This is a genomic window from Microbacterium salitolerans (assembly GCF_019720895.1).
Taxonomy (GTDB): Bacteria; Actinomycetota; Actinomycetes; order Actinomycetales; family Microbacteriaceae; genus Microbacterium.
This window is the reverse complement of the sequence record NZ_JAHKSH010000001.1, coordinates 150,399-174,220: the sequence shown is the minus strand read 5'-3', so window position 1 is coordinate 174,220 and position 23,822 is coordinate 150,399. Positions and strand designations below refer to the sequence as shown.

Here is a 23,822-nt window from a genome sequence, read left to right as displayed (position 1 = left end):
ACACGGATCAGCGCGTGCTCGCGCGGTTCCCTCCGAGAGCGCGAACGAGGACGGCGATCGACGATGGCGAGACCAAGCAGACCCCACCGGTGGATCTGGAGCGCGGTGAGCGGCGTCGTCGCGGCTGCGGTCTTCCTCGCCGTCGCCGAGGTGCTCGTCCCGCTCACCTCGCCCGGCGGCGGTCCGATCGTCGCCGTCGGCGGCTTCGTGATCGACGTCGTCCCGCGTCCGCTCAAGGAGTTCGCGATCTCGACCTTCGGCGAGAACGACAAGCCGGCCCTGCTGATCGGCCTGGGGCTCGCGGTGCTCGTCGCGGCGGCGCTTGCCGGCATCCTGCAGTACGTGCGGCGCCCGCTCGGCGTCGTCCTGCTCGCGTTCGCGGGCATCCTCTCCCTGCTCGCGTCGGTGACGCGCGCGGGCGCCGGCGCACTCAGCTGGATCCCGTCCGCCGCCGGAACGCTGGTCGGAAGCCTCGTGCTGATCCTCCTCATCGCGCGCCTGCGCGCCTGGGTCGCGGCCAGCGCGGAGCCCGTGCCGCAGATCCCGGAGAATCCAGCCGCCCCGAAGCCCACGGCCGCGGTCTCGCGCCGGGTGTTCTTCCGCACGACCGCGGTCATCGGCACGACGGCCGTGCTCGCCGGCCTCGGCGCACGCCTGATCAGCGCGGCGACCTCCTCGGTCTCCGCGATCCGCGACGAGCTGAACCTCCCGGCCCCGCGCACCACCGTCACGGTGCCGGACGGCGCAGAGCTCGGCGTCGACGGGCTCTCGCCGCTGATCACCCCGAACCCCGACTTCTACCGCGTCGACACGGCGCTCGTCGTCCCGACCATCGACCCGGCGTCGTGGCGGCTCGTGATCGACGGCATGGTCGACCAGCGCGTCGAGCTCAGTCTCGACGACCTCCTCGCGATGGGTCTCGATGAGTACGCCATCACCCTCACGTGCGTATCCAACGAGGTCGGCGGCGACCTCGTCGGAAACGCGATCTGGCTCGGGATCCCCGTGCGCGACCTGCTCGCCCAGGCCGGTCCCCAGCAGGGCGCCGACATGGTGCTCTCGCGCAGCGTCGACGGCTACACCGCCTCGACCCCGCTGGAGTCCCTCACCGACGACGACCTCGACGCGATTCTCGCCGTCGGGATGAACGGCGAGCCGCTGCCTGCCGAGCACGGCTTCCCCGTGCGGATGGTCGTGCCCGGCCTCTACGGGTACGTCTCCGCGACGAAGTGGCTCACGCAGCTCACGGTGACGACCTTCGCCGACGACGAGGCGTACTGGACGCCCCGCGGCTACAGCGCGAAGGCTCCCATCAAGATGTCCTCGCGCATCGATACCCCGCGGATCGGCACGCCGGTCTCGGCCGGCACCGTCCCGATCGCCGGCATGGCCTGGGCGCAGACGGTCGGCATCGAGCAGGTCGAGGTGAGCATCGACGACGGCGAGTGGCAGCCGGCGACGCTCTCCGCTCCGCTCAACGACGACACGTGGGTGCAGTGGAAGCTCGAGTGGGATGCGACCCCCGGAACGCACTACGTCACGGCCCGGGCCGTCGACGCTGACGGCAACCGACAGATCGAGGAACGCGCGCCGATCTACCCGAACGGATCGACGGGGTGGCAGCGGCTGCTCATCACCGTCACCTGAGCGAGTCGCGGATCCAGCCGGCGGCCTCGGTGGCCCAGTACGTCAGAATCGTGTCGGCGCCGGCTCGGCGGATCGCCATGAGCGAGTCCATGATCGTCGCGCGGCGGTCGAGCCAGCCGTTCTGCGCGGCGGCCTCGACCATCGAGTACTCGCCGGACACCTGGTAGGCCCAGACGGGCACGTCGACCGACTGGCGCACGTCGGCAAGCACGTCGAGGTACGGCAGCGCCGGCTTGACCATGACCGCGTCGGCGCCCTCCTCGACGTCGAGCAGCGCCTCGCGCACGCCCTCGCGGGCGTTGGGCGGATCCATCTGGTACGTGCGGCGGTCGCCGGTCAGCTGCGAATCGACGGCCTCGCGGAAGGGGCCGTAGAACGCGCCGGCGTACTTCGCCGAGTAGGCCATGATGAGCGTGTCGACGTGCCCCTCGGCGTCGAGCGCGCGACGCACGGCATCGACCTGGCCGTCCATCATGCCGCTGAGGCCGAGCAGCTGCGACCCGGCCCGCGCCTGGGCGACGCCCATCGACGCGTAGCGCTCGAGGGTGGCGTCGTTGTCGACGACGCCCTCGTCCGTCAGCACGCCGCAGTGCCCGTGATCTGTGAACTCATCGAGACACAGGTCGGTCTGGACGACGAGCTGGTCGCCGACCTCTTCGGCGACGGCGGCCGTCGCGATGTTGAGGATGCCCGCGGGATCGTCTGCGCCGGATCCGATCGCGTCGCGCACGGCGGGCACGCCGAACAGCATGACGCCGCCGACGCCCACCTCGGCCGCCTCGGCCGCGGCACGGCGCAGGGTGTCGATCGTGTGCTGCTGCTGGCCGGGCATCGACGAGATGGGCTGCGGCTCGGTGAGCCCCTCTCGCACGAACATCGGCAGCACGAGCTGCGACGGCACGAGGTGCGTCTCGGCCATGAGCCGGCGCACCGCGCCGGACTGGCGCAGACGGCGCGGGCGATGCGTGGGGAACGTCATTCGTTCGTGCCCTTCCCCGGGGCGGGCACCTCGAAGATCTCGGTCGTCTCCGGCACGGCGAGCGCCTCGGGCGACGGCGGCGGCACCGGGATCTCGGCGAGCGCATCGATGAGCGAGTCGACGGAGCGCTGTGGGGCGACGACCTGGATCGGCAGCCCCGCCTCGTTCGCGTCGCGCGCCGTGACGGGTCCGATCGCGGCGATGACGGTCTGGTCGGGGATCTGGGGGAACTGCTCCCGCACCTGCTCGGCGACGGATCCGCTCGTCACGAGGAGCGCGTTGATGCGCCCGTTTCGCACGTCTCGGGCCGCGCGCTCCGTCGCGGGAACGCCCACGGTGCGGTACGCGACGACGCTGCGGACGTCGTGACCCGCCGCGCGGAGGCGGTCGCTCAGGACGGGCTTCGCGATCTCGCTGCGCAGCGTGAGCACGCGCGTCGGCTCGGACTCGCGCGCGATCATCTGCTCGGCGAGGCCGCGGGCGGAGTTGTCGCGGTCGGGCACGAGGCTGACGGGATATCCGACCGCCTTGAGCGCCGCCGCCGTCGTCTCGCCGACCGCGGCGATCTGCGTTCCCTCGGGGATCTTCGCGCCATAGGCGTGGAGCACGTCGACCGTCGTCGCGCTCGTGACCGTCAGCCACGAGAAGCCGCCGCTCGCGAGGTCGGCCAGCGCGTCCTCGAGGGTCGCCCTGTCCTCCGTCGGCGCGAAGTTGACGAGCGGCGACACCACAGGGACGGCCCCCTTCGCGCGGAGCTTCGCCGCCACGCCGTCGCCCCACGGGCCACCGCGCGGCACGAGCACGCGCCATCCTGCGAGGGGTTTTTCCTGCCTGTCTTCGCCTGTCATGAGGTGGGGGATGCCTCTCTCGTCACGATGTCAGCTGCCCCGTTGTCCAGCAGCCGACGCGCGAGGTCGCTTCCGATCTCACGTGCGCGCACCGCCAGGTGCGCACGGTCGACAGCCGCACCGCTGCCACGCGCATGAATATACTCCTCGACGAGCTCGTCGAGGCCCGCCACGTGTTCACTGTGATCAGCCGTGACATCGCCCGCCGCGTCGGCGTCGTACACCGCGGCGCACACGCGCACGTGCTCGCCGGCGATATCCGCGTGGACTCCGACGGGGGCATGGCACCCGGCCTCGATTCCGCCGAGGACCTCGCGCTCGAGCGTGACGGCGAAGCGCGTCCGCGGGTCGTCCAGCTCTCCCAGCCACGCGAGCAGCTGCGGATCCGCGTCCTCGCGCGCCTCGACGGCCAGCGCCGCCTGTCCGGCCGCCGTGGGCCACCGGGCGAGGCCGCGCGGCTCGGCGACGAGATCGCCGAGCGTCGACGCGGACTCGGCTCCCGAGTCGACGCGCACCAGCCCGGCGCCCGCGAGGATCACGGCGTCGAGTTCGCCGTCGCGCACCCGCCCCATGCGCGAGTCGATGTTGCCGCGCAGGTCGCGCGTCTCGACGCGCGGGTTCGCCCGCTGCACCTGCGCGATGCGGCGAGGGGATCCCGTTCCGACGAGGGCACCCGGACGGAGCGCGTGGAGCGGCGTCCCGTCGCGCGTGATCACGACGTCGCGCGCATCGGCGCGCTCGGGGATCGCCTGGATCACGAGTCCGGGCGCCTTCGCGACGGGGAGATCCTTCAGCGAGTGGACGAGCACGTCGCACTCTCCCGCCGCGAGCGCCTCACGGAGCCGCGTGGCGAAGACGCCCGTGCCGCCGAGCGACGCGAGCGATGCCCGATTGACGTCGCCCTCGGAGGTGATCTGCACCAGCTCGACGGGGCGACCCGAGACGCGCTCGAGGTCGCGGGCGATCATGCCCGACTGCGCCATCGCGAGGCGGGATCGGCGCGTGCCGAGGCGGATGGGGGTGCTGCTGCTCATACCGCGCCTTACTGCAGAACCTCGGGAATCTCTTGCACGGTGACGCGCCTGCCCGTGTAGAACGGCACCTCCTCGCGCACGTGACGGCGCGCCTCGGTGTAGCGCAGCTCGCGCATCATGTCGACGAGATCGGTGAGCTCGTCGGACTCCATCGGGAGCATCCACTCGTAGTCGTTGAGCCCGAACGTCGCCATCGTGTTCGCGACGACGCTCGTGAACGCCGCGCCCTTCCGACCGTGGTCGGCGAGCATCGCGCGACGCTCTTCATCGGGGAGGAGGTACCACTCGTAGCTGCGCACGAAGGGGTAGAGAACGAGCCAGCCGCGGGCGTCCTCGCCGCGCAGGTAGCCGGGGATGTGACGCTTGTTGAACTCGGCGTCGCGGTGCACGGCCATGGCGCTCCACGTCGGCAGCAGGTTCTCGAGCAGCGCCGTGCGACGCAGGCGGCGGGTCGCCTTCTGCAGGTTCTCGGGCACCGCGCCGTGCATCCAGATCATGAGGTCGGCGTCGGCGCGCATGCCGCTGACATCGTAGAAGCCGCGCACGGTGATGCCCTCGCCGGCGAGGGTCTCGACCAGCTGGGCGACCTCGCCCGCGTCGTCGCTCCTGACGGGGCGCTGCGGATCGCGGCGCCACACGGTCCAGAGGCTGAAGTCGTCGCCGGAGGGGGTCTCGATATCGGGCATTCCTCCATCATGCTCCTGGATTCCGCACACGCGTAATCGTCGACAGGTGACGGGACGAGCGCTCCGACCTCGCCGCCCGGCCGGGCGCCGACGATTCTCACGGATCTCGGATCCGACCCGGCTCCGCGTGCGAGATCTCGGCGATTCTCCGAGGGAGCCGCACACACGACGAAGGCGCCCGCCGGAAGGATCCGGGCGGGCGCCTGTCGGGAGGGGCGCGAGGGGCGTCAGCGCGAGATGAGGCGAGCGAGGCCCCACACGGCGGTGCCGGCTGCGGCGGCTCCGACGACGATGCCGACGAGGGCGGCGGCGGGCTTCTTCTCGGCCACCCGCTTCGCCTTCTCGACCGCACGGTCGGCGGCCGCGCCGATGCGCTTGGGGTAGTTCGCCTTGATCTCGATCGCGGCGAGCGCGGCCTTCAGCTCGGCGCGCGCCAGGGCCACAGGATCCGAGATGCCGCTGGGGACGACCGTGGGCGCGTGCTCAGAACTCATCCGCGAACTCCTTCACGATGGCGGCGTCGGCCTTGGCCGCGGCCCCGGGGCTCTCCAGCTTCGAGATCTTGCGGAAGCGGAGCAGCCACGCGTACCCGAGACAGATCACGGCGAGCACGAGCCCGATGCCGACGACGATCAGGGAGGCCGCCCAGAGCGGCATCCACAGGTCGAGCAGGATCACGAAGAACGCGAGAAGTGCGGGGATCATCCAGAAGAGGAAGAACAGCGCGACGATGACCGCGACTGTGCCGATGCCCGCGTGCTTGGCGACCTGGACGGCGTACTTCTTGACGGCGTCGAGCTCGGCCCTGATGAGGTTCTTGACGAGGTCGGGGACGTCGCCGATCAGAGTGAGGAGACCATCGTCGGCCCGATCGCGCAGCGGCGACGTCTTGCTGTCGCGGGCCATCAGTCAGCGGCCTTCTTCACGTCGTCGACGGCGTCTTCCACCTCGTCGATCGCGGAGTCGAGCTTCTGACCCGGCGTGCCCTGCTTCTCGGCGACGGTCGCGATGACCTTCACGACACCGTCCCAGGCGACGCGCGGCACCGCCAGCGCGCTGGTCTGGGCGAAGTCCTTCGCCTTGCCGACCTGCTTCTGGACGGGTTCGAGCTCCCAGACCTTCTCCGCCTGCTTCTTGATCTGCTCGTAGCGTGCTCGGCCGGCGCGCGTGCCGAGCACGTATCCGACGCCCAGGCCGACGACCAGCCCGATCTTTCCTCGCATGGGGAACCCCTCCGTGATGTCGATGAGCTGCAGCGTTCCCCAGGTTAGGGGATGCATGCCGATTCAGGAATCTTTCTCCCCTGATGCGTCGGATGCGGCGTCCGATTCGAAGAGAACCGCGCGGCGCACGCGATCCGTCTCGGCGATCGCGTCGGGCACGACCTGGGCCAGCCCGGTGCCGGCGAGCCACGCGCCGACGGCGCCGACGCACGGCACGGTGCGGATCGCCGCGCGCGCCCGGGCGGTGTGCTGCTTCTGCCCGATCGTCGACGCCGGCTGCGACTGCGCGTAGCGCTCGAGCCGCTGGTCGCGCAGCTGATCCCTGGTCAACGTCACGCCGAGCAGCTGCGAGGCCTCGGCGAGCGCGAGCTCCGCGACCTCCTCGTCGCGCAGCCCCGATGTGGCGGGCTCCTCGGACGCGCTCCCGAACGACACGCGCACGACGTGCACGCCGGGATCCGCCGCATCGACGATCCACGCCCACTTCGCGGTCGCGTGCGTGAGCGCCTTCGCGCGGTGGGATCCGGGGACGGTGAGGACGCCGGTGCCGCGGGGCTTCGCGTCGAGCTCCGGGGCGTCGAGCACGAGGGTGACGATGTCGACGATGGGCCCGGGGACGGGAGCGTCTTCATCGAGGCCCGGTGCGTGCGCGGCGAGAAGCCGGCGCGCGGCACCCTCCTCCGTCGCGACGACGACGCCGTGCGCGTCGAGGGGCTCCGCGCCGTCTTCGTCGTCCGCAGCGAGGTGCACCCGCCACTCATCGCCGGGGCGACGCTCGAGCGACTCTGCCGCGGCGCCCGTGCGCACCTCGACGCCGTCGCGCTCGAGACGCTCGACGAGGGCGTCGACGAGCGCCCCCATCCCGCCGCGCATCCCCTGGACCGCTCCACCCGGCGCGCTGCGGCGCTCCTCGGCGAGCATCGCGACGCCGCCCGTCAGCGAGCCCGCGCGCGTGATCGCGGCGTTCAGACCCGGCGCGGCGACGTCGGGGTCGATGAGCTCGGGCGATGCCGAGTACACGCCGGTCGTGACCGGCGCGACGAGGCGGTCGAGCACCTTCCGGCCGACGCGCGACGCGACGAGCGCGCCGAGCGAATCGGCGTGCCCGATCGTGAGGACCGGCCGGAGGCGATCGACGTAGGCGCGCCAGGCGCCGCCCCAGCCGAGCACGCGGCGCACATCGTCGGCGAACGGGTTGGCGGGGATGCCGAGGACGCCGCCCTTCGGGAGGGGCGCGGCGCCGATGCGGGGAACTCCGGCGACCCAGGCGCCGCCCGCGCCGGTCTCCGGATCCACGACGCGATCCGAGAGACCGAGCTCGTCGAGGAGACGGCGCACGTGGCCGCCGCGCGTCGCGAAGCTCTCGGCGCCGAGGTCGAGCGGGAGCCCCGCGACCTCACCCGAGCGGATCGCGCCGCCGGCCCGGGGGCCGGCCTCGACGACCGTGACCTGCATGCCGAGCTTCGCGAACTCGAGCGCCGAGACGAGGCCGCCGATGCCCGCGCCGATGACGACGATGCGCGTCTGCGTCGCCTTCTCATGCAGCTCGACGAGGTCGTACGCGCTCTCGTCGGCCATCAGAGCGAGTGCACCAGCTCGACGATGCGGGTGAGGACCTCGGGGTCAGTGTCGGGCGGGACCCCGTGGCCGAGGTTCACGACGTGCGCGCGCGCGGCGTCGCCCGCGGCGACGACATCGCGCACGTGCCGCGCGAGCACGGGCCACGGCGCCTGCAGCATCGCGGGGTCGATGTTGCCCTGCAGGGTCGTGTCGGGCCCGACGATCTCGGCCGCCTGGTCGAGCGGCAGTCGCCAGTCGACGCCCACCGCGTCGGCGGATCCGTCGAGGGTCATGTCGGCGAGGAAGGGGCCGGTGCCGACGCCGAAGTGGATCCGCGGAACGCTCGCGACGCCCGCGAGTGCCGCCTTCGAGTGCGGGGCGACGAACTCCCGGTAGTCGGCACGAGCCAGGGATCCGGCCCACGAGTCGAACAGCTGCACGGCCGAGGCGCCCGCATCGACCTGCGCGGCGAGGAACGCCGCCGAGACCTCGGACAGCCAGCCCGCCAGGCGGTGCCAGGAATCGGGGTCGGCGTGCATCATCGCGCGAGCGCGCATGTGCTCCTTGGAGGGGCCACCCTCGACGAGGTACGCCGCGAGTGTGAACGGGGCCCCCGCGAAGCCGATGAGCGGGATGCCCTGCGGGTGGAGCTCGGCGGTCGTGAGGCGCACGGCCTCCCGGATCGGCTCGGCCTTCTCGGCGATCTCGCTCGCGGGGATGCGCGTGATGCGCGTCACGTCGTCTGCCGTGCGCACGGGATCCGCGAACACGGGCCCGCGGCCCGGCTCGATCTCGACCTCGACGCCGGCGATCTTCAGCGGGACGACGATGTCGCTGAAGAAGATGCCCGCGTCGACGCCGTGCCGGCGCACCGGCTGCAGCGTGATCTCGGCCGCCGTCTCCGGGTCGAGGCAGGCGTCGAGCATCTTCGTGCCCACCCGCAGCTCGCGATACTCCGGCAGCGAGCGACCGGCCTGGCGCATGAACCAGATGGGGGCGGTGTCGGGGCGATCACCGCGCAGCGCGCGGAGGAGAGGAGCGTCGGAGAGGGCCATGGGCCCATCCTCGCACCCCGCCCTGGAGAATTCCGTGTCCCACAACACGCCGTCTCCGCGCCCGGATGACGGCGTGTCGTGGGACACGGTCAGGTGGGTGGGGCCTTCGCCGCGTCGTCGTCGCCCGAGAGCCAGCGCAGCCAGCGCGTGTCCGGGTCCGATTCCAGCACGAGGGCGCGAACGAGCAGCGTGAGGGGGATCGAGAGGATCGCGCCGAGCGGGCCGATCACGAACGTCCAGAAGACGACCGAGAAGAAGCTCAGGGTGAGGCTCAGCCCCACGGCGTCGCTGATGAACTTCGGCTGGATCAGCACCTGCAGCGTGACGTTCACGACGATGTAGACGCCGACGACGATGAGCGACGTCACCCAGTCGGCGGTCACGAGCGCGAGGACCGCCGGGGGCACGAGCCCGAGCACGAAGCCGATGTTCGGGACGAAGTTCGTGACGAACGAGAGGATCGCCCACACGAGCGGCGCCGGGATGTCGAGCAGATACAGCGCGATCCCGTCGATGATCGCCACGACGATTCCGAACGACGCATTGACGACGAAGTAGCGCCGCACTCCTGCGCAGTACTCCCGCATGCGCTGGACGACCGGACGGATCCGCGGGCCGAAGGCCTGCTCGGCGCGGGCGTAGCGAGCCGTGTCGACGCCCATGAAGATCACGTAGGCGAGCACGAAGAAGAACATCATCGCGACGGACATCGCACTGCTCGACAGCGTGGTGACGATGCTGATGATGTTCGAGGCGCTGAAGATCGACGAGAGCTGCGTGCCGATCGTCGCGTTCACGCCGAGCTCGTCCAGCCAGCCGTAGACATCCTGCGTCATGGCCGTGAACTCGGGCATCAGCTCGGTGACGAGCCGGATGAACTCCATGATCGCGAACGTCATGAGCAGCGCGAGGATGCCGACGACGATGTAGGCGAGCACGATGACGCCCGTGCTGCCCACCCAGCGAGGCGCGCCCCTGCGCACGATCGCGGGCCCGATCGGATAGCAGATGATGACGATGACGGCCGCGAGCGCGACGGGGCCGAACACGTCCCGCGCGAGCCACAGCCCGCCGAGCGCGACGACGCTCGCGGCGAGGACCACCAGGATCCGGATCACGGGCGGCAGCGACGGGGCGCGCGAGGTCTCTGAGGGCACCAGGCCAATCTAGGGCGGATCCGCGCGTCCTGGGAAGGAGGGATACCCCCACGGGTGCCGATACGGTGAGGGTCACCTTACTTCTCTGGAATCATTCAGATCTGCTTTCGACGCGCTGTAGAATCATTGATCGTGCTTCTCTGTGTGTCCGCGAGTCATAAGACCGCCCCGTTCGAGCTTCTCGAGCGCCTCAGCACGTACACGGAAGCCGTCGCCCCCCTCGTCGCCGGCGAGGCCGACGACATCTCCGGCGCCGTCGTCCTCTCGACCTGCAACCGGTTCGAGGCCTACATCGAGATCGACGAGCCCGCGACCGTCGGCCACGACGCCGGCATCGTCGCCGCGCAGCGCGCGATCGAGACGGCGACGGGCATCACCGCAGAGGAGCTCGCGGGCGCCTACGAGGTGAAGATGGGCGGCAAGGTCGCCGAGCACCTCTTCTCGGTCGCGTCCGGCCTCGAATCCGTCGTCGTCGGCGAAGGCGAGATCGGCGGCCAGGTGCGCCGCGCGCTCGACGAGGCGCGTGCGCACGGGACGACGTCGAGCGAGCTCGAGCGACTGTTCCAGCGCGCGACGGAGACGCAGAAGAGCGTCAAGAACGCCACGGCCCTCGGCCGCGCGGGCCGTTCGCTCGTGCGCCTCGCGCTCGACCTCGCCGACAGTCGCATCGCCGACTGGGGCGACATCGACGTGCTGCTCGTCGGCACGGGCGCCTACGCCGCCGCGACGCTCGCGGCGCTGCGCGACCACGGCGCCTCCTCTGTGAAGGTCTACTCGCCGTCCGGACGCACGCAGTTCGCGACGAAGCACGGACTCGCCCAGGTGTCGCACGACGACTTCGCCGCGACGGCGGCGCGCGTCGACATGGTCATCACGTGCACGTCACACGAGGAGCCGGTCCTCAGCGCAGGAACGCTCCGCGCCGGCGGCTTCGACGGCAGGGCGTTCGTCATCGACCTCGGTCTGCCGCGCAACGTCGACCCCGACGTCGGCGACGTCGAGGGCATCACGCTGCTCGACCTCGAGACGATCCGCCTGCACGCGCCGCTCGAAGAGCTCCAGGCATCCGACGCGGCCCGCGAGATCGTGCGCGACGCCGCGGCGAAGTTCGCGCAGGTCGGGCGCCAGCAGACGGCGCAGCCCGCCGTCGTCGCGCTCCGCAAGCACGTGTTCGAGGTGCTCGAGCGCGAGCTCGACCGCGGGAAGAACCGCGAGAACTCCGAGCAGATCGAACAGGCTCTGCGCCACTTCACGGGCATGCTGCTGCACACCCCGACGGTGCGCGCGCAGGAGGCCGCGATCGAGGGGCGCGCCGACGAGGTGTTCGATGCGATCCAGACCCTCTTCGGCATCGACGCCCGCCCCCACTTCGCCTCGGCCGCTCCGCCGGCCGAGTGCCCTATGAGCGACGAGTACAAAGCGGGCTGACGCGGCGTTCGGACCGTCCGCCCTGCTGCCGGCGCCCTGAACCGGCACCCGCCAACACAACGCAGTCAATCCGGAGCCTCCGCCCGCTGCAGCCCCCGCGATTCCGCGGTCCGCACCGCCTCCGCTGCCCGAATCGACTGCGTTGTGCTGCGCGCCCTCGCGTAGCATCGCGCCGTGGACATCCTCGCGATCGTGCTGACCGGCGGGCGGTCGTCGCGCCTCGGCGGGCGACATAAGCCCGCTGTCGAGATCGGCGGCACCTCGGTCGTCGACCGGGTGATCGGCGCGGTGCGCGAGGCGGATCGCCGCGCGCGGATCGTCGTCGCGGGCTCGGGTGACGGCATCACGGATCCGTCCGTCGACGTCGTGCGCGAGGATCCGCCGTTCGCCGGGCCCGTCGCCGGTGTGGCCGCGGCGCTCGCGGCCGTCGCCGCGGATCCGGCGCGCACCGTCGTCCTGCTCGCCGGGGACATGCCGTTCGTCACCCCGGACCTGATCCGCGCACTGGTCCGTCGTGCCGGCGAGGGGGCCGCCGTCGCCGACGACGGCCACCCGCAGATGCTGTGCGCCGCATGGCAGGAGTGCGCCCTGCGAGACGCGCTGGCGCGGCTGGGGGATCCGGCCGACGCCGCGATGCGCGCGCTCGCTCGCGACGTCGACCTGACCCGCGTGCCTGCGGACCCGACGGTTCTGCGCGACATCGATACCCCCGAGGACCTCGCCCGCGCCCGCCGCCTCGGCGATGATGGATCCATGAGCCTCACGATCACGTCCGACCCCGCCAGCGACGAGCTCCTCAGCGAGAATCCGCTCGCCCTGCTCATCGGCATGCTGCTCGACCAGCAGGTGGCGATGGAGACGGCGTTCGCCGGCCCGGAGAAGATCCGCCAGCGCACCGGATCCGTCGACGCCGCCGAGATCGCGGGATACGACCCCGATGCGTTCGTCGAGGTGTTCCGGGAGACACCCGCCGTGCACCGGTTCCCGGGATCCATGGCCGGACGCGTGCAGAAGCTGTGCCAGGAGATCGTCGCGGAGTGGGGCGGCGATGCCGCCGCGATCTGGACCGACGGCGAGCCCTCCGGCGCCGAGGTGCTGAAGCGCCTCAAGAAGCTGCCGGGCTTCGGCGATCAGAAGGCGAAGATCTTCCTCGCCCTGCTCGGCAAGCAGGTCGGTTTCACGGGCGACGGCTGGCAGGAGGCCAGCTCGCCGTACGGCGACGACGGATCCTTCCGGTCGGTCGCCGACATCACCGGCCCGGAGTCGCTCGCGCAGGTCCGCGAGACGAAGAAGGCGATGAAGGCGGCCGCGAAGAAGTAGCGCCCCGCCGCATCCGCCCCTGATCGCGGCTGTCGGGGTGCGCCGGGCGCCCCGGAGGGGCACACTCGAGGCATGACCGAGATCGACGGCTACATCGCGAACGTCACACCCGCGAAGCGGCGCCGCGACGCCGCGACGCTGCTGCCTCTCATGGCCGCGGCGACGGGCGAGGATCCCGTGCTGACCGGAACCATCGTCGGGTTCGGCAGCTACCACTACCGCTACGCCTCAGGCCGCGAGGGCGACGGCCCGGCCGCGTCATTCGCACCGCGCAAGGCGGCGACGACGATCTATCTCATGGACGGCATCGACGCGCACGCCGACGAGCTCGCGCACCTCGGCCCGCACACGACGGGCGTCGGCTGCCTCTACATCAAAGATCTCGAGGTGTGCGACCTCGACGTGCTGCGCGGGATCATCGAGCGGTCGTACCGGACGCTGACGTCGGGGGTGTTCGGGAACCGCGCCCGCGAGGGCGGCGCATGACCGAGTCGACGACGGCCGCGAGCGCGACGCCCAGCGCGTAGAACAGCAGGTCGGTCGCCGAGAACACGGTGCCGAACACGAGCGCGAGCGGTCGGAACGCGGCGCCCCACTGCTCAGGTAGGCCGGTGAGCTGGAAGAGTTCGACCGCGACGCACCACACGAGGGCGACGGATCCGGATGCCCACGACGGCCATCGCGGGACGACGAACGCGACGAGCAGGAAGATCAGCGCGGCGTAAAGCGCATCGCCCGCCGCGTCGCCGACGAATCCGGCCGGCGCGAGCGTGTGCACCGACAGCCCGGCGGCGATCACGACGAGGGCGGCGAGGGCGAGGATCAAGCGGCGCATGGAGCGAGCGTACGGGGTGAGGGTCCGAGTGCGCGGAGAGTCGCGCGCATCGGGGGAGCGGATGCTCAGACGGCTCCGATCCTCCGGAGGTGCGAACGACGACGCGGGCGGATCCGTGTGAATCCGCCCGCGTCGACTGCTCTCCTACGCGCCGCGGAGGCGCTCGGCGAGGTAGCCGTAGAGGCCCTCGAGCGAGACGCGCTCCTGGCCCATCGTGTCGCGGTCGCGCACGGTGACCGCGTCGTCGTCGAGGCTGTCGAAGTCGACCGTGACGCAGAGGGGCGTGCCGATCTCGTCCTGGCGACGGTAGCGGCGGCCGATGGCGCCGGCGTCATCGAAGTCGACGTTCCAGGATCCGCGGAGGTCGTCGGCCACCTTGCGGGCGAGCGGCGAGAGCTTCTCGTTGCGGCTGAGCGGCAGCACGGCGATCTTCGTCGGCGCGAGTCGCGGGTCGAGCTTGAGCACCGTGCGGGTGTCGGTGCCTCCCTTCGCGTTCGGCACCTCCTCCTCCTCGTACGCGTCGACGAGGAACGCCATCATGGCGCGCGTGAGGCCGAACGACGGCTCGATCACGTACGGGACGTACTTCTCACCCGAGGCCTGGTCGAAGAAGTGCAGGTTGGCGCCCGACTTCTCGATGTGGTTCTTCAGGTCGAAGTCGGTGCGGTTGGCGATGCCCATGAGCTCGCCCCAGCCCTTGCCCTGGAACCCGAAGTTGTACTCGACATCGATCGTGCGATCCGAGTAGTGGGCGCGCTCGCCGTCGGGGACGTCGAAGCGGCGCATGTTGTCGGGGTTCACGCCGAGGTCGATGAACCAGTTCCAGCACGCCTCGACCCAGTCGTCGAACCACGTCGGCGCATCCTCGGGAGCGGTGAAGAACTCAATCTCCATCTGCTCGAACTCGCGCGTGCGGAAGATGAAGTTGCCGGGCGTGATCTCGTTGCGGAACGCCTTGCCGACCTGGCCGATGCCGAACGGCGGCTTCTTGCGCGCGGCCGTCACGACGTTGGCGAAGTTCGTGAAGATGCCCTGCGCCGTCTCGGGGCGCAGGTAGTGCAGGCCCGACTCATCGTCCACGACGCCGAGGTAGCTCTTGACGAGGCCGGAGAACTCCTTCGGCTCGGTCCACTTGCCGCGCGTGCCGCAGTCGGGGCAGGCGATGTCGGCCATGCCGTTCTCGGGGTCGCGGCCCTTCTTCTCCTGGAACGCCTCGATGAGGTGATCCTCGCGGTGGCGCTTGTGGCACTGCAGGCACTCGACGAGCGGATCCTGGAACGTCGCGACGTGGCCGGAGGCCTCCCAGACCTTGCTGGGGAGGATGATCGAGCTGTCGAGGCCGACCATGTCGCCGCGGCCCCGCACGAACGTCTGCCACCACTGGCGGCGGATGTTCTCCTTGAGCTCGGTGCCGAGGGGGCCGTAGTCCCAGGCTGACCGGGATCCGCCGTAGATCTCGCCCGCTTGGAAGACGAATCCGCGATGGCGGGCGAGGGCGATCACCTTGTCGAGGCGGGACTGTTCGGCCACGGTGGCTCCTATGGTCACGAGAGGGTGGGTGTCGGTGCGAACGCACCACGACCGATTCTACTGATCGCGGATCAGAGGATTCCCTGTCGCATCGTCTCCGTCCCTCCATGACGAGTTCGCCGACGCCGCCCCGCGCACCGCTCGCAGGTGTCAGGCTGTCGGCATGACGACCGCTCTCCCGACGATGGGCATCACGTTCCGCGCCGAGACCCCGCCCGAGCTGCTCCACGACGTCGCGATCGCCGCGGATGAGGCAGGGATCCCCGAGCTCTGGCTGTGGGAGGACTGCTTCCTCGAGGGCGGGATCGCGACCGCCTCCGCCGCGCTGGCGTGGACGTCTCGCGTACGCGTCGGCCTGGGGCTGATGCCGGTCCCGCTGCGCAATCCGGCGCTCGCGGCCATGGAGCTGTCCGCGCTCGCGCACCTCGCGCCGGACCGGGTCATCGCGGGGTTCGGGCACGGGGTCCTCGACTGGATGGGACAGGTCGGCGCGCGTGCGCAGTCGCCCCTCACCCTCCTGCGGGAGTACACCACGGCGGTACGCGCACTGCTCGCGGGCGAGACGGTCGACGTCGACGGGCGCTACGTCTCCCTCGACGAGGTCGCGCTCGGGCGACCTCCCCAGACACCTCCCGAGCTCGTGATCGGCGCGACCCGCGAGAAGACGCTCCGACTCGGCGGCGAGCTCGCCGACGGCGTCCTCCTCACCGCCGAGTCCGACGAGTCCGCCGTGCGTGCGGCCCGCACGATCGTCGACGAGGGCCGCGCGGCGTCCGGCCGCGACGGGCGCACGCGCCTCATCGTCTACACCGAGGTCGATCCCCTCGGACCGTCACTGGCCGTCCGCCTGCGCGATCGCGCCGCTCTGCTCGGCGAGGCCGGTGCGGACGCCGTGTCGTTCGAAGCGCCCGCGAGCCACCCCGATCCCACGCCGTTCATCGAGGCGCTGGCGCGCTGATCCACCCTCCCCCGTCGTCCGCGCGCAGGGGGCGCAGCTCCGCGGGCGGGGGCCACGGGAGATCGATGAGCTCGTAGGGCACGTCGATCGCGCCGAAGTCGTCGGTCTTCACGAGGACCCGCCCCGGGGACCCGTCCTCCGCATCGGGGCGGAACTCGACGAGGCGCACGCGGATGTCGCGGCCGTCGCGCTCGAGGATCCACACGTCGGCCATCCACGTCAGGGTCGTGTGCTCGAGCGCGTCCTCGGTGACGTCCCAGTCAGCCGGATCCGTCATCGGCTGCGCGAACAGCGACATCGCCTGCCATGCCTCTCCCGCGGGGCGGATCCAGCCGACGAGCTCGCCGTCGGAGGCGCGGCGGTGCGGGATCCAGTCGGGTCCGATCGTCATGCGGGCAGAATACGGGGCCGGTTCCGCGCCGCACGACTCCATGAAAACTTCTTCCATTCCGCGTCGAGCGTTCGTAAAGTCTTGCCAGGACTCCGCAACGAGGCGGGGCCAGGAAGGACACCATGACGCAGAAGCTCCCGCCCGTCGGACGCCGCGGGTTCCTCACACTCGCCACCGCCGGAATCGCCGGATCCGCGCTCTCGGTCTCGGTCGGCACGCTCGCCCCCGCGCAGGCGGCGGCGATGGCAGGCTCCGCCGAACCCGCGATCCGCAAGCACGAGATGCGCGCGATGTGGATCGCGTCGGTCGTGAACATCGACTGGCCGAGCGCGACCGGACTGTCCCCCGATCAGATGCGGGCCGAGCTCGTGCACTGGCTCGACGTGGCCGTGTCGTACCGACTCAACGCCGTCTTCATCCAGGTGCGTCCGACCGCCGACGCGTTCTGGCCGAGCCCCCACGAGCCGTGGTCGACGTACCTGACGGGCACGCAGGGGCAGGATCCGGGATTCGATCCGCTGCAGTTCATGGTCGACGAAGCCCACGCCCGCAACCTCGAGCTGCACACCTGGTACAACCCGTACCGCGTGTCGATGGACACGAACCTCGACGCGCTCGTGCCCGAGCACCCCGCCCGCCAGCACCCCGAGTGGGTGTGGGCATACGGTCCGAAGCTCTACTTCGACCCGGGCATCCCCGAGGCGCGCGAGCACATCTACGCGGCGATCCTGCACTCGGTCGAGCACTACGACATCGACGGCGTGCACTTCGACGACTACTTCTACCCCTACGCGATCGCCGGCGAGGAGATCCCGGACGCCGAGACCTACGCGACCCACGGATCCGACTTCGACCGCATCGAGGACTGGCGCCGCCACAACGTCGACACCTTCGTGCAGACGATCAGCGAGCGCATCAAGCAGACGAAGCCGTGGGTGAAGTTCGGCATCTCGCCGTTCGGGATCTGGCGCAACAGCTCGACGGATCCCCTGGGTTCCGACACCGGCGGATCCGAGTCGTACGACATGCAGTTCGCCGACACCCGGAAATGGGTGCTCGAGGGGTGGCTCGACTACATCAACCCCCAGATCTACTGGCAGTTCGGCCTCGCCGTCGCCGACTACCTGAAGCTGGCGCCGTGGTGGGCCAATGTCGCCGCCCAGTCGGGGACGCAGCTCTACATCGGCGAGGCCGTGTACAAGGTGACGAGCGGAGCGTTCACGGATCCGCAGGAGCTGGCGAACCACGTGGATCTCGGCAAGGAGCTGACCGGCGCCGGGACGCCCGTGCACGGGCACGTCTGGTACTCGGCGAACCAGATCCCGAAGGCCGACGCCGTCAACGGCGCGATGGCCGCCGTGCGCGACGAGCACTACACGAGGCCCGCGCTCGTGCCGGCGATGCCGCACCTGCCCGCGACCCGTGTGCGCCCGCCGCGGATCGTCGAGGCGTTCCGCACGAGCGAGGGCGTCGCCCTCAAGTGGATCGACGCCGGCCCGCCCCGCACACGTGCGACATCGTTCGCGGTGTACCGGGTGGAAGGATCCGGCGCCGTCGACATCGAGAACGGCGCGCATCTCGTTGCGACGCTGCGCGCGTCCGAGGGCGCCGACCACACGTGGATCGACGCCGACGCACCCGCGGGCACGTGCACGTACGTCGTGACCTCGCTCGACCGCGTCTGGAACGAGTCGGCGGGAAGCGCGGTCCGCACGGTCTGATGCATGACGACGGCGATTCTCATCGGCCTGCGGGCCGGATCAGCGTGATTCCGCGGATCCGGTGCGGCACGGTGCGAGAATCGCCGTCGTCATGTCCCACGACGTCGGGTCAGGTCGCGGCGCGGGCGGCCGCCGCGGCGCGCTCGAGCCACGCCGGCGTGCGCCCCGGGCGCTGCGGCGGGATGAGCCGCCCACCCTCGGAGTCCTCGACGAGCTGGCGCGTGCGTCGCTCACGTGTCGCCGGCTGCTTGGCCGACATGATCCAGTGCCGCACGGCCTTGCGGTAGCCCGGCGTCGCGGCCTCGAGGAACGCGACGGCGGCGGGCGCGGCGTCGACCAGCGCCTGCAGCTCCGGGGAGAGCTCCGCCTCGGGGTTCTCATGCGAGTACGTGCCCGACCGCGCCTCGGAGCGGCGCTCGAACGCCGCGAGGCCCGCGGGGTGCATGCGCCCCTCGGCGGTGAGTCGCTCGACGTGCGCGATGTTCACGCGGGACCAGGTGCTGCGGGGCGTGCGCGGGGTCCACCGCTGTCGCCGGGAGTCGGCGTCGATCTTCTGCGAGACCGAGTCGATCCATCCGAAGCACAGCGCCTCGACGACGGCGTCAGCCCACGTCAGGCCGCGTTCCGGGACGTGCGCAAGTCGCAGCCCCATCCACAGCTCCGTCGCCGTGTCGTGATTCTGCTCGAGCCACGCGCGGAACTCCGCGGCGTCGCAGAAGAACAGAGCGGGGCGCTCGTCGGATCCGCCGGGTGTGCCCGGGCGCGCATTCGTCATGCGGCCAGGATGGCACCGGACGCCGGCGACCGCACCGGGTGTCGACGTACGCCCGCGCACGTCGGGGTCCCCGGCCATGCGCCCACGCGGAGATGTGCCGCGCTGAGGACACCTGAGTCCGTTTCCCTCCTCCATCGCGCACATCTCCTCATGAACGCCCGACGCGACCGATCCCTGCCGCGCGAGCCTCTCCCGAGAGCCGCCGGACGCTCCTGAGGAGAAGTGCCGGAGTGAGGACTCCACCGCGTGGATCACTCCTCACGAGCGCACATCTCCTCGAGAACGCGCTTCTCCGCACGAGGGCACGGGGCCGCCCCTCCTCCACGCGCACGCTGCACGTCAGCCGACGATCTCCTCCAGCACGCGCACCCCGCGCGCCAGCCCGTCCTCCTCCGCGATGAGGTCGGCGACCTCGCCCGCGCGACGTGCGTAGGTGGGGGTTCCGACGAGCTGGCCGAGGCGCCCGGCCAGCTCGCGCCCGAGCCGCGCGGGCGCCAGGGGAGCGGGACCGGCTCCGATCGCGTGGACACGGGATCCCCAGAACGGCTGGTCGCCGAGGAACGGCACGACGAGCGACGGCCGCCCCGCGCGCAGGCCCGCCGCGGTGGATCCCGCTCCCCCGTGGTGCACGACCGCCGCGCACCGCGGGAAGAGCCGGCCATGCGGTGCGCCGTCGATGACGAACACGTCCTTCGACACCGCCTCGCCCGGGGCGATCCCGCCCCATCCCGTCGCGACGACGCCCCGCAGCCCCGTCTCGGCGAGCGCCGACAGCACCGCCTCGCGACGCGTGTCGGCCCCCTTCCCGAACCCCATGGATCCGAAGCCGATGTAGACGGGAGGGTCGCCCGCGTCGAGGAAATCTGCGAGTGCGGGTTCCGGATCCTCGTCCTGCTCGAGGAACCAGTAGCCCGCGACGTGCGCGGTGGGCGGGTAGTCGGGCGGGATCGGCACGACGTGACGGCTGTAGGGCGAGAGCACGTGCATCGGAGAGCCGTCGGGATTCACGAGGGGATCCCCGAGGCGCTTCACCGATCCGTCGAGCCCGATCGAACCGCGGAAGTCGTTGATCATGCCGCCGTAGGCCGCAGTCGCGACCCGCGAGAGGGCGTAGCTCGCGCGGTTCCCGCGGCGACCGAACGACGCCACGCCGAAGAGCGGCGCGGGGAATGCGGACGTCGGCGGATACAGCGGAAGCGGCAGCGACATCACCCCCGGCACGCCGAGCTTCTCGGCGATGTGGGGCCCCGCGAGGCACTTCGGGTGATGCACGACGACGTCCGCGCCGTGCGCCTCGGCGGCGCGCCACGTCTCGTCCATCTGCTCGCGCATGGCGCGCTTCATGATGCCGAACGTGCGGAGGGCGTCGCGCGGACCGGACAGGGTCGGCATCACCTCCTGCAGAAGGCGCAGCATCTCGGATCCGGCCGGTTCGACATCGATGCCAGGTTCGTCGGGAGCGAGGTGCGCCAAGCCGGCGGGGATCGCGAGCGTCACCTCATGCCCCGCACGGGCGAGCGCCCCCGCGAAGGCCGCGTAGGGCTGGATGTCACCGCGGGTGCCGAAGGCCATGATGAGCGCGCGCATGCTGCGAGGCTACGGCCCGGTGCGGTCCCGTGTCAGGGTCGCGGCGCCGGGCCGGACCCGCGGGCGAGCACAGCGACGGCAGATCTGGATGGTGCGGCTGTCGGATCCGCGTGATTCCGCAGGCTCGAGAGATCGAGGCACGAGAATTGGCGTCGTCATGCCCCGGGCGCCCGCGCGACCCGGCCGATCCGGCGCTGGCTCGCGCACGCGGTGCCTGATCTGGAGGAGACGCATCCGCTTCCCGGATCCCGGAAGCCGGGGCCCGCGGCGACGCACCACCGATAAACTCGGATAGTGAATGACGAGACGGGATCCAGGCAGCAGCTCACCCGTCGCTCTCCCGGTTGGGCGATCGTCGCGGCACTCGCCTTTGCGGGGCTCAGCTCCGCGTTCATGTTCACACTCGTCGTGCCGCTGCAGGCCGAGCTGCCGGAGCTGCTGAACGCGCCGCGCGAGGACACGACCTGGGTCGTGACGATCACGCTGCTCGTCGCCGCGGTCGCGACGCCGATCTCGGGGCGCCTCGGCGACATGTACGGCAAGCGCCGCGTGATCATGTACCTCCTCGCGGCGCTCATCCTCGGATCGCTCGTCGCCGCCCTGTCGACCTCGATCCTCGGCGTCATCATCGGGCGTGGACTGCAGGGCATCACAACGGGCGTCATCCCGCTCGGCATCGCCATCATGCGCGATGTCCTCCCGCCCGCGAAGCTCGGCACGGCCGTCGCCTTCATGAGCGCGACGATGGGCGTCGGCGGAGCGATCGGCATGCCGTTCGCCGCGTTCATCGCCGAGAACTATGACTGGCACGCGCTGTTCTGGGTGTCGCTCGGGCTCGGGGTCGTCGGCGCCGCCGCGATCTGGTTCGTCGTCCCGGAGGACACTCTGCTCTCCCCCGGCCGGCTCGATCTGCTCGGCGCCTTCGGCCTGGCCGTCGGCCTGACGGGCCTGCTGCTGTACGTGTCGCGCGGCGCGGACTGGGGATGGGGATCCCCGTGGGCCATCGGATCCCTGACGATCGGCGTCATCGCGCTGCTCGCCTGGGGCGCCTACCAGCTGCGCACGCGCGATCCGCTCGTCGACCTGCGCGTCGCCGCGCGCCCCGCGGTTCTGCTCACGAATCTGGCCGCCATCGGCATGGGCTTCGCGCTGTTCGGCTCGAACGTGTCGTTCCCTCAGCTGCTCGAGATGCCGACGGAGACCGGCGTCGGCTTCGGGCTGACGATGATGGAGGCCGCGCTGTGCATCGCGCCGTCGGGCCTCATCATGATGGTGCTGTCGCCGCTGTCCGGCCAGCTCGAGCGCATCTTCGGCCCGCGTCCGCTCTTCACGATCGGCACGGCGTCGATCGTCGTCGCCTACGTCTTCGTGCTGCTGTGGTCGACCGAGGTGTGGCACATCGTCGTCGCGAACGGCATCATCGGCGTCGGCATCGCCTTCTCGTTCGCCGCCATGCCGATGATCATCATGCGATCCGTTCCGAACGACGAGACGGGCGTCTCCAACGGCCTCAACGCGCTGTTCCGCTCGGTCGGCACCTCGAGCGCGTCGGCCGTCATGGGCGGCGTGCTCGCCGCCATGAGCGTGGACCGCGACGGGCACGCGATGCCCACGTCCGAGGCCTTCGCGACCTGCTTCTGGATCGCGATCGCCGCGGCCGCCGTCGCCACGGCGCTCACGTTCTTCATCCCCCGCTCCACCCCCGACGCCGAGCGCGCGGCGGTCCCGCACCGCGAGTGACGGATCCGTTCGGGTGACCCCTGCGACCCTTCGTCGCACTCCAAAGGGCCCCGAGCGTCACCTGAGATGCCAGGTCCCGCGCCGGGATCCCTCATATGACGCCGATGACTGTTCATCGCGCCCGCACGGGTCGCGAGCGTCACGCGAAGCGACCGATCCGTTCGGGTGACGCCTGCGACCCTTCTTCGCACTCGGAAGGGTTGTTGGCGTCACCTGACGCACGACCGCCAACGCCGGATCCGTTCGAGTGACACATACGGACCTTCGTCGCCCCCGGAAGCGTCACGAACGTCACGTGACGCACCGCCGCCAACGCCGCATCCACTCACGTGACGCCTGCGACCCTTCATCGCGCCCGGAACGGTTGCGAGCGTCACGTGAGAGGCCACGGCCCGCGACGGGTCCGCTCGGGGACGGCTGCGATTCTTCGTCGCTCCCGGAAGGGTCACGATCGTCACCCGACGCACGACCGCCACCGCCGGATCCATTCGAGTGACGCCGACGACCCCTCGTCGCACCCGGAAGGGTTGTTGGCGTCACCTGAGGTGCCGCCGCCGCATCCGCTCACGTGACGCCTGCGGCCCTTCGTCGCGCCCAGAAGGGTCACGAGCGTCACCTGAAGCGACGGCTCGGCCGGCGCAGGCCGACGGATCCGCGGCGTCAGGCCGTGACGAAGAGGTAGCCGCGCTCGGTGTCGAAGCCGCCGACGCGGAGGCCGCGGTTCGTGAGCACGGCCATCTCGCGGCGCAGGTTCATGCGCCACTCGTGGGCCGCCGCCGGGTCGGCATCGCGCATCTGCTCGACGTCGTTCGGGATCGAGAGCGTCTCGACGACCTCGTCGTCGGCAGGCGTCTTGGCGACCTCTGCGAGCGCCCACTTCACGTCGAGGCGGTCGGACTCGTCGCCCGCGTCGCCGCCGCCGAAGATGCCGTACTGGTTGACGGCGTAGCCCGTCACGCGTGCGCCGAGCACGGTGAGGAAGAAGTGCGCGTTGCGTGCGACGAGCGGGTCGAACGTCCACGTGATGTTGCCCACGCTGCGCGAGAGCGCCCACTGCCGCTGGTGCTCCTTGAGCTCGCGACCCCAGCCGCGGCCGCGGTACTCGGGCAGCAGCGCGGTGATGTGCGAGTGCATCGACCGGTCGCCGGGTGCGGCGAAGAAGGCCACGGAGGCGCCGACCATCTTGCCCTCGTCGAACAGCCCGACGACGTAGTTGCCCGACTGCTGCAGCGCACGCAGGGTTCCGGCGTCGACGACGCGCTCGGGCCCGCGGATCGCGTCGAGCACCCCCTGCGCCTCGAGGATCAGTTCGACGGTGTCCAGCTGGCGGATCTCACGCATGCCCACC

At 71.0% G+C, this 23,822-nt stretch carries 23 protein-coding genes and 1 pseudogene; 8 read left to right on the top strand and 16 right to left on the bottom strand.

The window, feature by feature from the left end; translation table 11 throughout:
• Nucleotides 1-63 precede the first annotated feature (63 nt).
• The gene (locus tag KOL93_RS00830) at nucleotides 64-1,647 is read left to right on the top strand and encodes a molybdopterin-dependent oxidoreductase (protein WP_221583414.1); all 1,584 of its coding nucleotides are present in this window, start codon (nucleotides 64-66) and stop codon (nucleotides 1,645-1,647) included.
• Here the strand turns inward: KOL93_RS00830 and hemB are convergent.
• The 10 genes from hemB to KOL93_RS00780 all read right to left on the bottom strand — a co-directional run bounded on the left by hemB (nucleotide 1,640) and on the right by KOL93_RS00780 (nucleotide 10,189).
• Nucleotides 1,640-2,626, bottom strand: a complete 987-nt coding sequence (gene hemB / locus KOL93_RS00825; RefSeq protein ID WP_221583413.1) for a porphobilinogen synthase — start codon at nucleotides 2,624-2,626, stop codon at nucleotides 1,640-1,642. The genes KOL93_RS00830 and hemB overlap by 8 nt on opposite strands.
• Complete coding sequence (locus tag KOL93_RS00820) at nucleotides 2,623-3,474, bottom strand: uroporphyrinogen-III synthase (protein WP_221583412.1); 852 nt, start codon at nucleotides 3,472-3,474, stop codon at nucleotides 2,623-2,625. The genes hemB and KOL93_RS00820 overlap by 4 nt, the downstream gene beginning before the upstream one ends.
• A complete protein-coding gene (gene hemC / locus KOL93_RS00815) occupies nucleotides 3,471-4,508 on the bottom strand; it encodes a hydroxymethylbilane synthase (protein WP_221583411.1) in 1,038 nt (345 codons plus the stop codon). Before hemC ends, KOL93_RS00820 begins: the two co-directional genes overlap by 4 nt.
• 8 nt (nucleotides 4,509-4,516) lie before the next feature.
• Nucleotides 4,517-5,194, bottom strand: a complete 678-nt coding sequence (gene hemQ, locus KOL93_RS00810; RefSeq protein WP_221583410.1) for a hydrogen peroxide-dependent heme synthase — start codon at nucleotides 5,192-5,194, stop codon at nucleotides 4,517-4,519.
• Between the two features lie 227 nt (nucleotides 5,195-5,421).
• The gene (locus KOL93_RS00805) at nucleotides 5,422-5,688 is read right to left on the bottom strand and encodes a hypothetical protein (protein WP_221583409.1); all 267 of its coding nucleotides are present in this window, start codon (nucleotides 5,686-5,688) and stop codon (nucleotides 5,422-5,424) included.
• Nucleotides 5,678-6,100, bottom strand: a complete 423-nt coding sequence (locus KOL93_RS00800; RefSeq protein WP_221583408.1) for a phage holin family protein — start codon at nucleotides 6,098-6,100, stop codon at nucleotides 5,678-5,680. The genes KOL93_RS00805 and KOL93_RS00800 overlap by 11 nt, the downstream gene beginning before the upstream one ends.
• The gene (locus KOL93_RS00795) at nucleotides 6,100-6,474 is read right to left on the bottom strand and encodes a YhcB family protein (protein ID WP_221583407.1); all 375 of its coding nucleotides are present in this window, start codon (nucleotides 6,472-6,474) and stop codon (nucleotides 6,100-6,102) included. Before KOL93_RS00795 ends, KOL93_RS00800 begins: the two co-directional genes overlap by 1 nt.
• Nucleotides 6,475-6,480: 6 nt before the next feature.
• Nucleotides 6,481-7,995 (bottom strand): protoporphyrinogen oxidase, encoded by a 1,515-nt coding sequence (hemG, locus tag KOL93_RS00790; protein ID WP_221583406.1) that lies wholly within the window; start codon nucleotides 7,993-7,995, stop codon nucleotides 6,481-6,483.
• On the bottom strand, nucleotides 7,995-9,032 hold the full coding sequence (hemE, locus tag KOL93_RS00785; RefSeq protein ID WP_221583405.1) for a uroporphyrinogen decarboxylase: 1,038 nt from the start codon (nucleotides 9,030-9,032) through the stop codon (nucleotides 7,995-7,997). The genes hemG and hemE overlap by 1 nt, the downstream gene beginning before the upstream one ends.
• An 89-nt stretch (nucleotides 9,033-9,121) precedes the next feature.
• Nucleotides 9,122-10,189, bottom strand: coding sequence for an AI-2E family transporter (locus KOL93_RS00780; RefSeq protein WP_221583404.1), 1,068 nt, complete (start codon nucleotides 10,187-10,189; stop codon nucleotides 9,122-9,124).
• Nucleotides 10,190-10,321: 132 nt separating this feature from the next.
• On the opposite strand from KOL93_RS00780, the gene KOL93_RS00775 reads away from it, so the two are divergent.
• From KOL93_RS00775 to KOL93_RS00765, 4 genes and pseudogenes are all read left to right on the top strand, one after another.
• Complete coding sequence (locus KOL93_RS00775; RefSeq protein WP_221583403.1) at nucleotides 10,322-11,617, top strand: glutamyl-tRNA reductase; 1,296 nt, start codon at nucleotides 10,322-10,324, stop codon at nucleotides 11,615-11,617.
• Nucleotides 11,618-11,791: 174 nt separating this feature from the next.
• Nucleotides 11,792-12,256, top strand: a pseudogene (gene mobA, locus KOL93_RS16045) (molybdenum cofactor guanylyltransferase); the annotation flags it as partial.
• Nucleotides 12,257-12,370: 114 nt separating this feature from the next.
• Nucleotides 12,371-12,937 (top strand): HhH-GPD-type base excision DNA repair protein, encoded by a 567-nt coding sequence (locus tag KOL93_RS16040; protein WP_260405857.1) that lies wholly within the window; start codon nucleotides 12,371-12,373, stop codon nucleotides 12,935-12,937.
• A gap of 72 nt (nucleotides 12,938-13,009) precedes the next feature.
• Nucleotides 13,010-13,423, top strand: coding sequence for a DUF1801 domain-containing protein (locus KOL93_RS00765; protein ID WP_221583401.1), 414 nt, complete (start codon nucleotides 13,010-13,012; stop codon nucleotides 13,421-13,423).
• Here the strand turns inward: KOL93_RS00765 and KOL93_RS00760 are convergent.
• Complete coding sequence (locus KOL93_RS00760; protein ID WP_221583400.1) at nucleotides 13,353-13,772, bottom strand: ribosomal maturation YjgA family protein; 420 nt, start codon at nucleotides 13,770-13,772, stop codon at nucleotides 13,353-13,355. The two genes, KOL93_RS00765 and KOL93_RS00760, sit on opposite strands and share 71 nt — an antisense overlap.
• Before the next feature lie 144 nt (nucleotides 13,773-13,916).
• Nucleotides 13,917-15,302: a glycine--tRNA ligase gene (locus KOL93_RS00755; RefSeq protein ID WP_221583399.1), complete on the bottom strand. Its 1,386-nt coding sequence runs from the start codon at nucleotides 15,300-15,302 to the stop codon at nucleotides 13,917-13,919.
• A 163-nt stretch (nucleotides 15,303-15,465) separates the two neighbouring features.
• Between KOL93_RS00755 and KOL93_RS00750 the strand changes: the two genes are divergently transcribed.
• Nucleotides 15,466-16,260: an LLM class flavin-dependent oxidoreductase gene (locus KOL93_RS00750; RefSeq protein WP_221583398.1), complete on the top strand. Its 795-nt coding sequence runs from the start codon at nucleotides 15,466-15,468 to the stop codon at nucleotides 16,258-16,260.
• Here the strand turns inward: KOL93_RS00750 and KOL93_RS00745 are convergent.
• A complete protein-coding gene (locus KOL93_RS00745; protein ID WP_221583397.1) occupies nucleotides 16,238-16,651 on the bottom strand; it encodes a hypothetical protein in 414 nt (137 codons plus the stop codon). The two genes, KOL93_RS00750 and KOL93_RS00745, sit on opposite strands and share 23 nt — an antisense overlap.
• 122 nt (nucleotides 16,652-16,773) lie before the next feature.
• Here KOL93_RS00745 and KOL93_RS00740 point away from each other — a divergent pair, with 122 nt between their 5' ends.
• On the top strand, nucleotides 16,774-18,372 hold the full coding sequence (locus KOL93_RS00740) for a glycoside hydrolase family 10 protein (protein ID WP_221583396.1): 1,599 nt from the start codon (nucleotides 16,774-16,776) through the stop codon (nucleotides 18,370-18,372).
• Between the two features lie 109 nt (nucleotides 18,373-18,481).
• Here KOL93_RS00740 and KOL93_RS00735 read toward each other — a convergent pair whose 3' ends face one another.
• Nucleotides 18,482-19,147, bottom strand: a complete 666-nt coding sequence (locus KOL93_RS00735) for a YdeI/OmpD-associated family protein (protein WP_221583395.1) — start codon at nucleotides 19,145-19,147, stop codon at nucleotides 18,482-18,484.
• Between the two features lie 339 nt (nucleotides 19,148-19,486).
• Nucleotides 19,487-20,734 (bottom strand): glycosyltransferase, encoded by a 1,248-nt coding sequence (locus tag KOL93_RS00730; protein WP_221583394.1) that lies wholly within the window; start codon nucleotides 20,732-20,734, stop codon nucleotides 19,487-19,489.
• Between the two features lie 294 nt (nucleotides 20,735-21,028).
• On the opposite strand from KOL93_RS00730, the gene KOL93_RS00725 reads away from it, so the two are divergent.
• Nucleotides 21,029-22,474, top strand: coding sequence for an MFS transporter (locus KOL93_RS00725; RefSeq protein ID WP_374107092.1), 1,446 nt, complete (start codon nucleotides 21,029-21,031; stop codon nucleotides 22,472-22,474).
• 660 nt (nucleotides 22,475-23,134) lie between these two features.
• Here KOL93_RS00725 and KOL93_RS00720 read toward each other — a convergent pair.
• On the bottom strand, nucleotides 23,135-23,815 hold the full coding sequence (locus tag KOL93_RS00720; RefSeq protein ID WP_221583393.1) for a GNAT family N-acetyltransferase: 681 nt from the start codon (nucleotides 23,813-23,815) through the stop codon (nucleotides 23,135-23,137).
• Between the last annotated feature and the right edge of the window lie 7 nt (nucleotides 23,816-23,822).

Excerpts from the sequence above, each read along its gene's own strand:
- KOL93_RS00830 (WP_221583414.1), top strand. The coding sequence starts at position 64 with ATGGCGAGACCAAGCAGACCCCACCGGTGGATCTGGAGCGCGGTGAGC.
- hemB (WP_221583413.1), bottom strand. The coding sequence starts at position 2,626 with ATGACGTTCCCCACGCATCGCCCGCGCCGTCTGCGCCAGTCCGGCGCG.
- KOL93_RS00820 (WP_221583412.1), bottom strand. The coding sequence starts at position 3,474 with ATGACAGGCGAAGACAGGCAGGAAAAACCCCTCGCAGGATGGCGCGTG.
- hemC (WP_221583411.1), bottom strand. The coding sequence starts at position 4,508 with ATGAGCAGCAGCACCCCCATCCGCCTCGGCACGCGCCGATCCCGCCTC.
- hemQ (WP_221583410.1), bottom strand. The coding sequence starts at position 5,194 with ATGCCCGATATCGAGACCCCCTCCGGCGACGACTTCAGCCTCTGGACC.
- KOL93_RS00805 (WP_221583409.1), bottom strand. The coding sequence starts at position 5,688 with ATGAGTTCTGAGCACGCGCCCACGGTCGTCCCCAGCGGCATCTCGGAT.
- KOL93_RS00800 (WP_221583408.1), bottom strand. The coding sequence starts at position 6,100 with ATGGCCCGCGACAGCAAGACGTCGCCGCTGCGCGATCGGGCCGACGAT.
- KOL93_RS00795 (WP_221583407.1), bottom strand. The coding sequence starts at position 6,474 with ATGCATCCCCTAACCTGGGGAACGCTGCAGCTCATCGACATCACGGAG.
- hemG (WP_221583406.1), bottom strand. The coding sequence starts at position 7,995 with ATGGCCGACGAGAGCGCGTACGACCTCGTCGAGCTGCATGAGAAGGCG.
- hemE (WP_221583405.1), bottom strand. The coding sequence starts at position 9,032 with ATGGCCCTCTCCGACGCTCCTCTCCTCCGCGCGCTGCGCGGTGATCGC.
- KOL93_RS16040 (WP_260405857.1), top strand. The coding sequence starts at position 12,371 with ATGAGCCTCACGATCACGTCCGACCCCGCCAGCGACGAGCTCCTCAGC.
- KOL93_RS00765 (WP_221583401.1), top strand. The coding sequence starts at position 13,010 with ATGACCGAGATCGACGGCTACATCGCGAACGTCACACCCGCGAAGCGG.
- KOL93_RS00760 (WP_221583400.1), bottom strand. The coding sequence starts at position 13,772 with ATGCGCCGCTTGATCCTCGCCCTCGCCGCCCTCGTCGTGATCGCCGCC.
- KOL93_RS00750 (WP_221583398.1), top strand. The coding sequence starts at position 15,466 with ATGACGACCGCTCTCCCGACGATGGGCATCACGTTCCGCGCCGAGACC.
- KOL93_RS00745 (WP_221583397.1), bottom strand. The coding sequence starts at position 16,651 with ATGACGATCGGACCCGACTGGATCCCGCACCGCCGCGCCTCCGACGGC.
- KOL93_RS00740 (WP_221583396.1), top strand. The coding sequence starts at position 16,774 with ATGACGCAGAAGCTCCCGCCCGTCGGACGCCGCGGGTTCCTCACACTC.
- KOL93_RS00735 (WP_221583395.1), bottom strand. The coding sequence starts at position 19,147 with ATGACGAATGCGCGCCCGGGCACACCCGGCGGATCCGACGAGCGCCCC.
- KOL93_RS00730 (WP_221583394.1), bottom strand. The coding sequence starts at position 20,734 with ATGCGCGCGCTCATCATGGCCTTCGGCACCCGCGGTGACATCCAGCCC.
- KOL93_RS00720 (WP_221583393.1), bottom strand. The coding sequence starts at position 23,815 with ATGCGTGAGATCCGCCAGCTGGACACCGTCGAACTGATCCTCGAGGCG.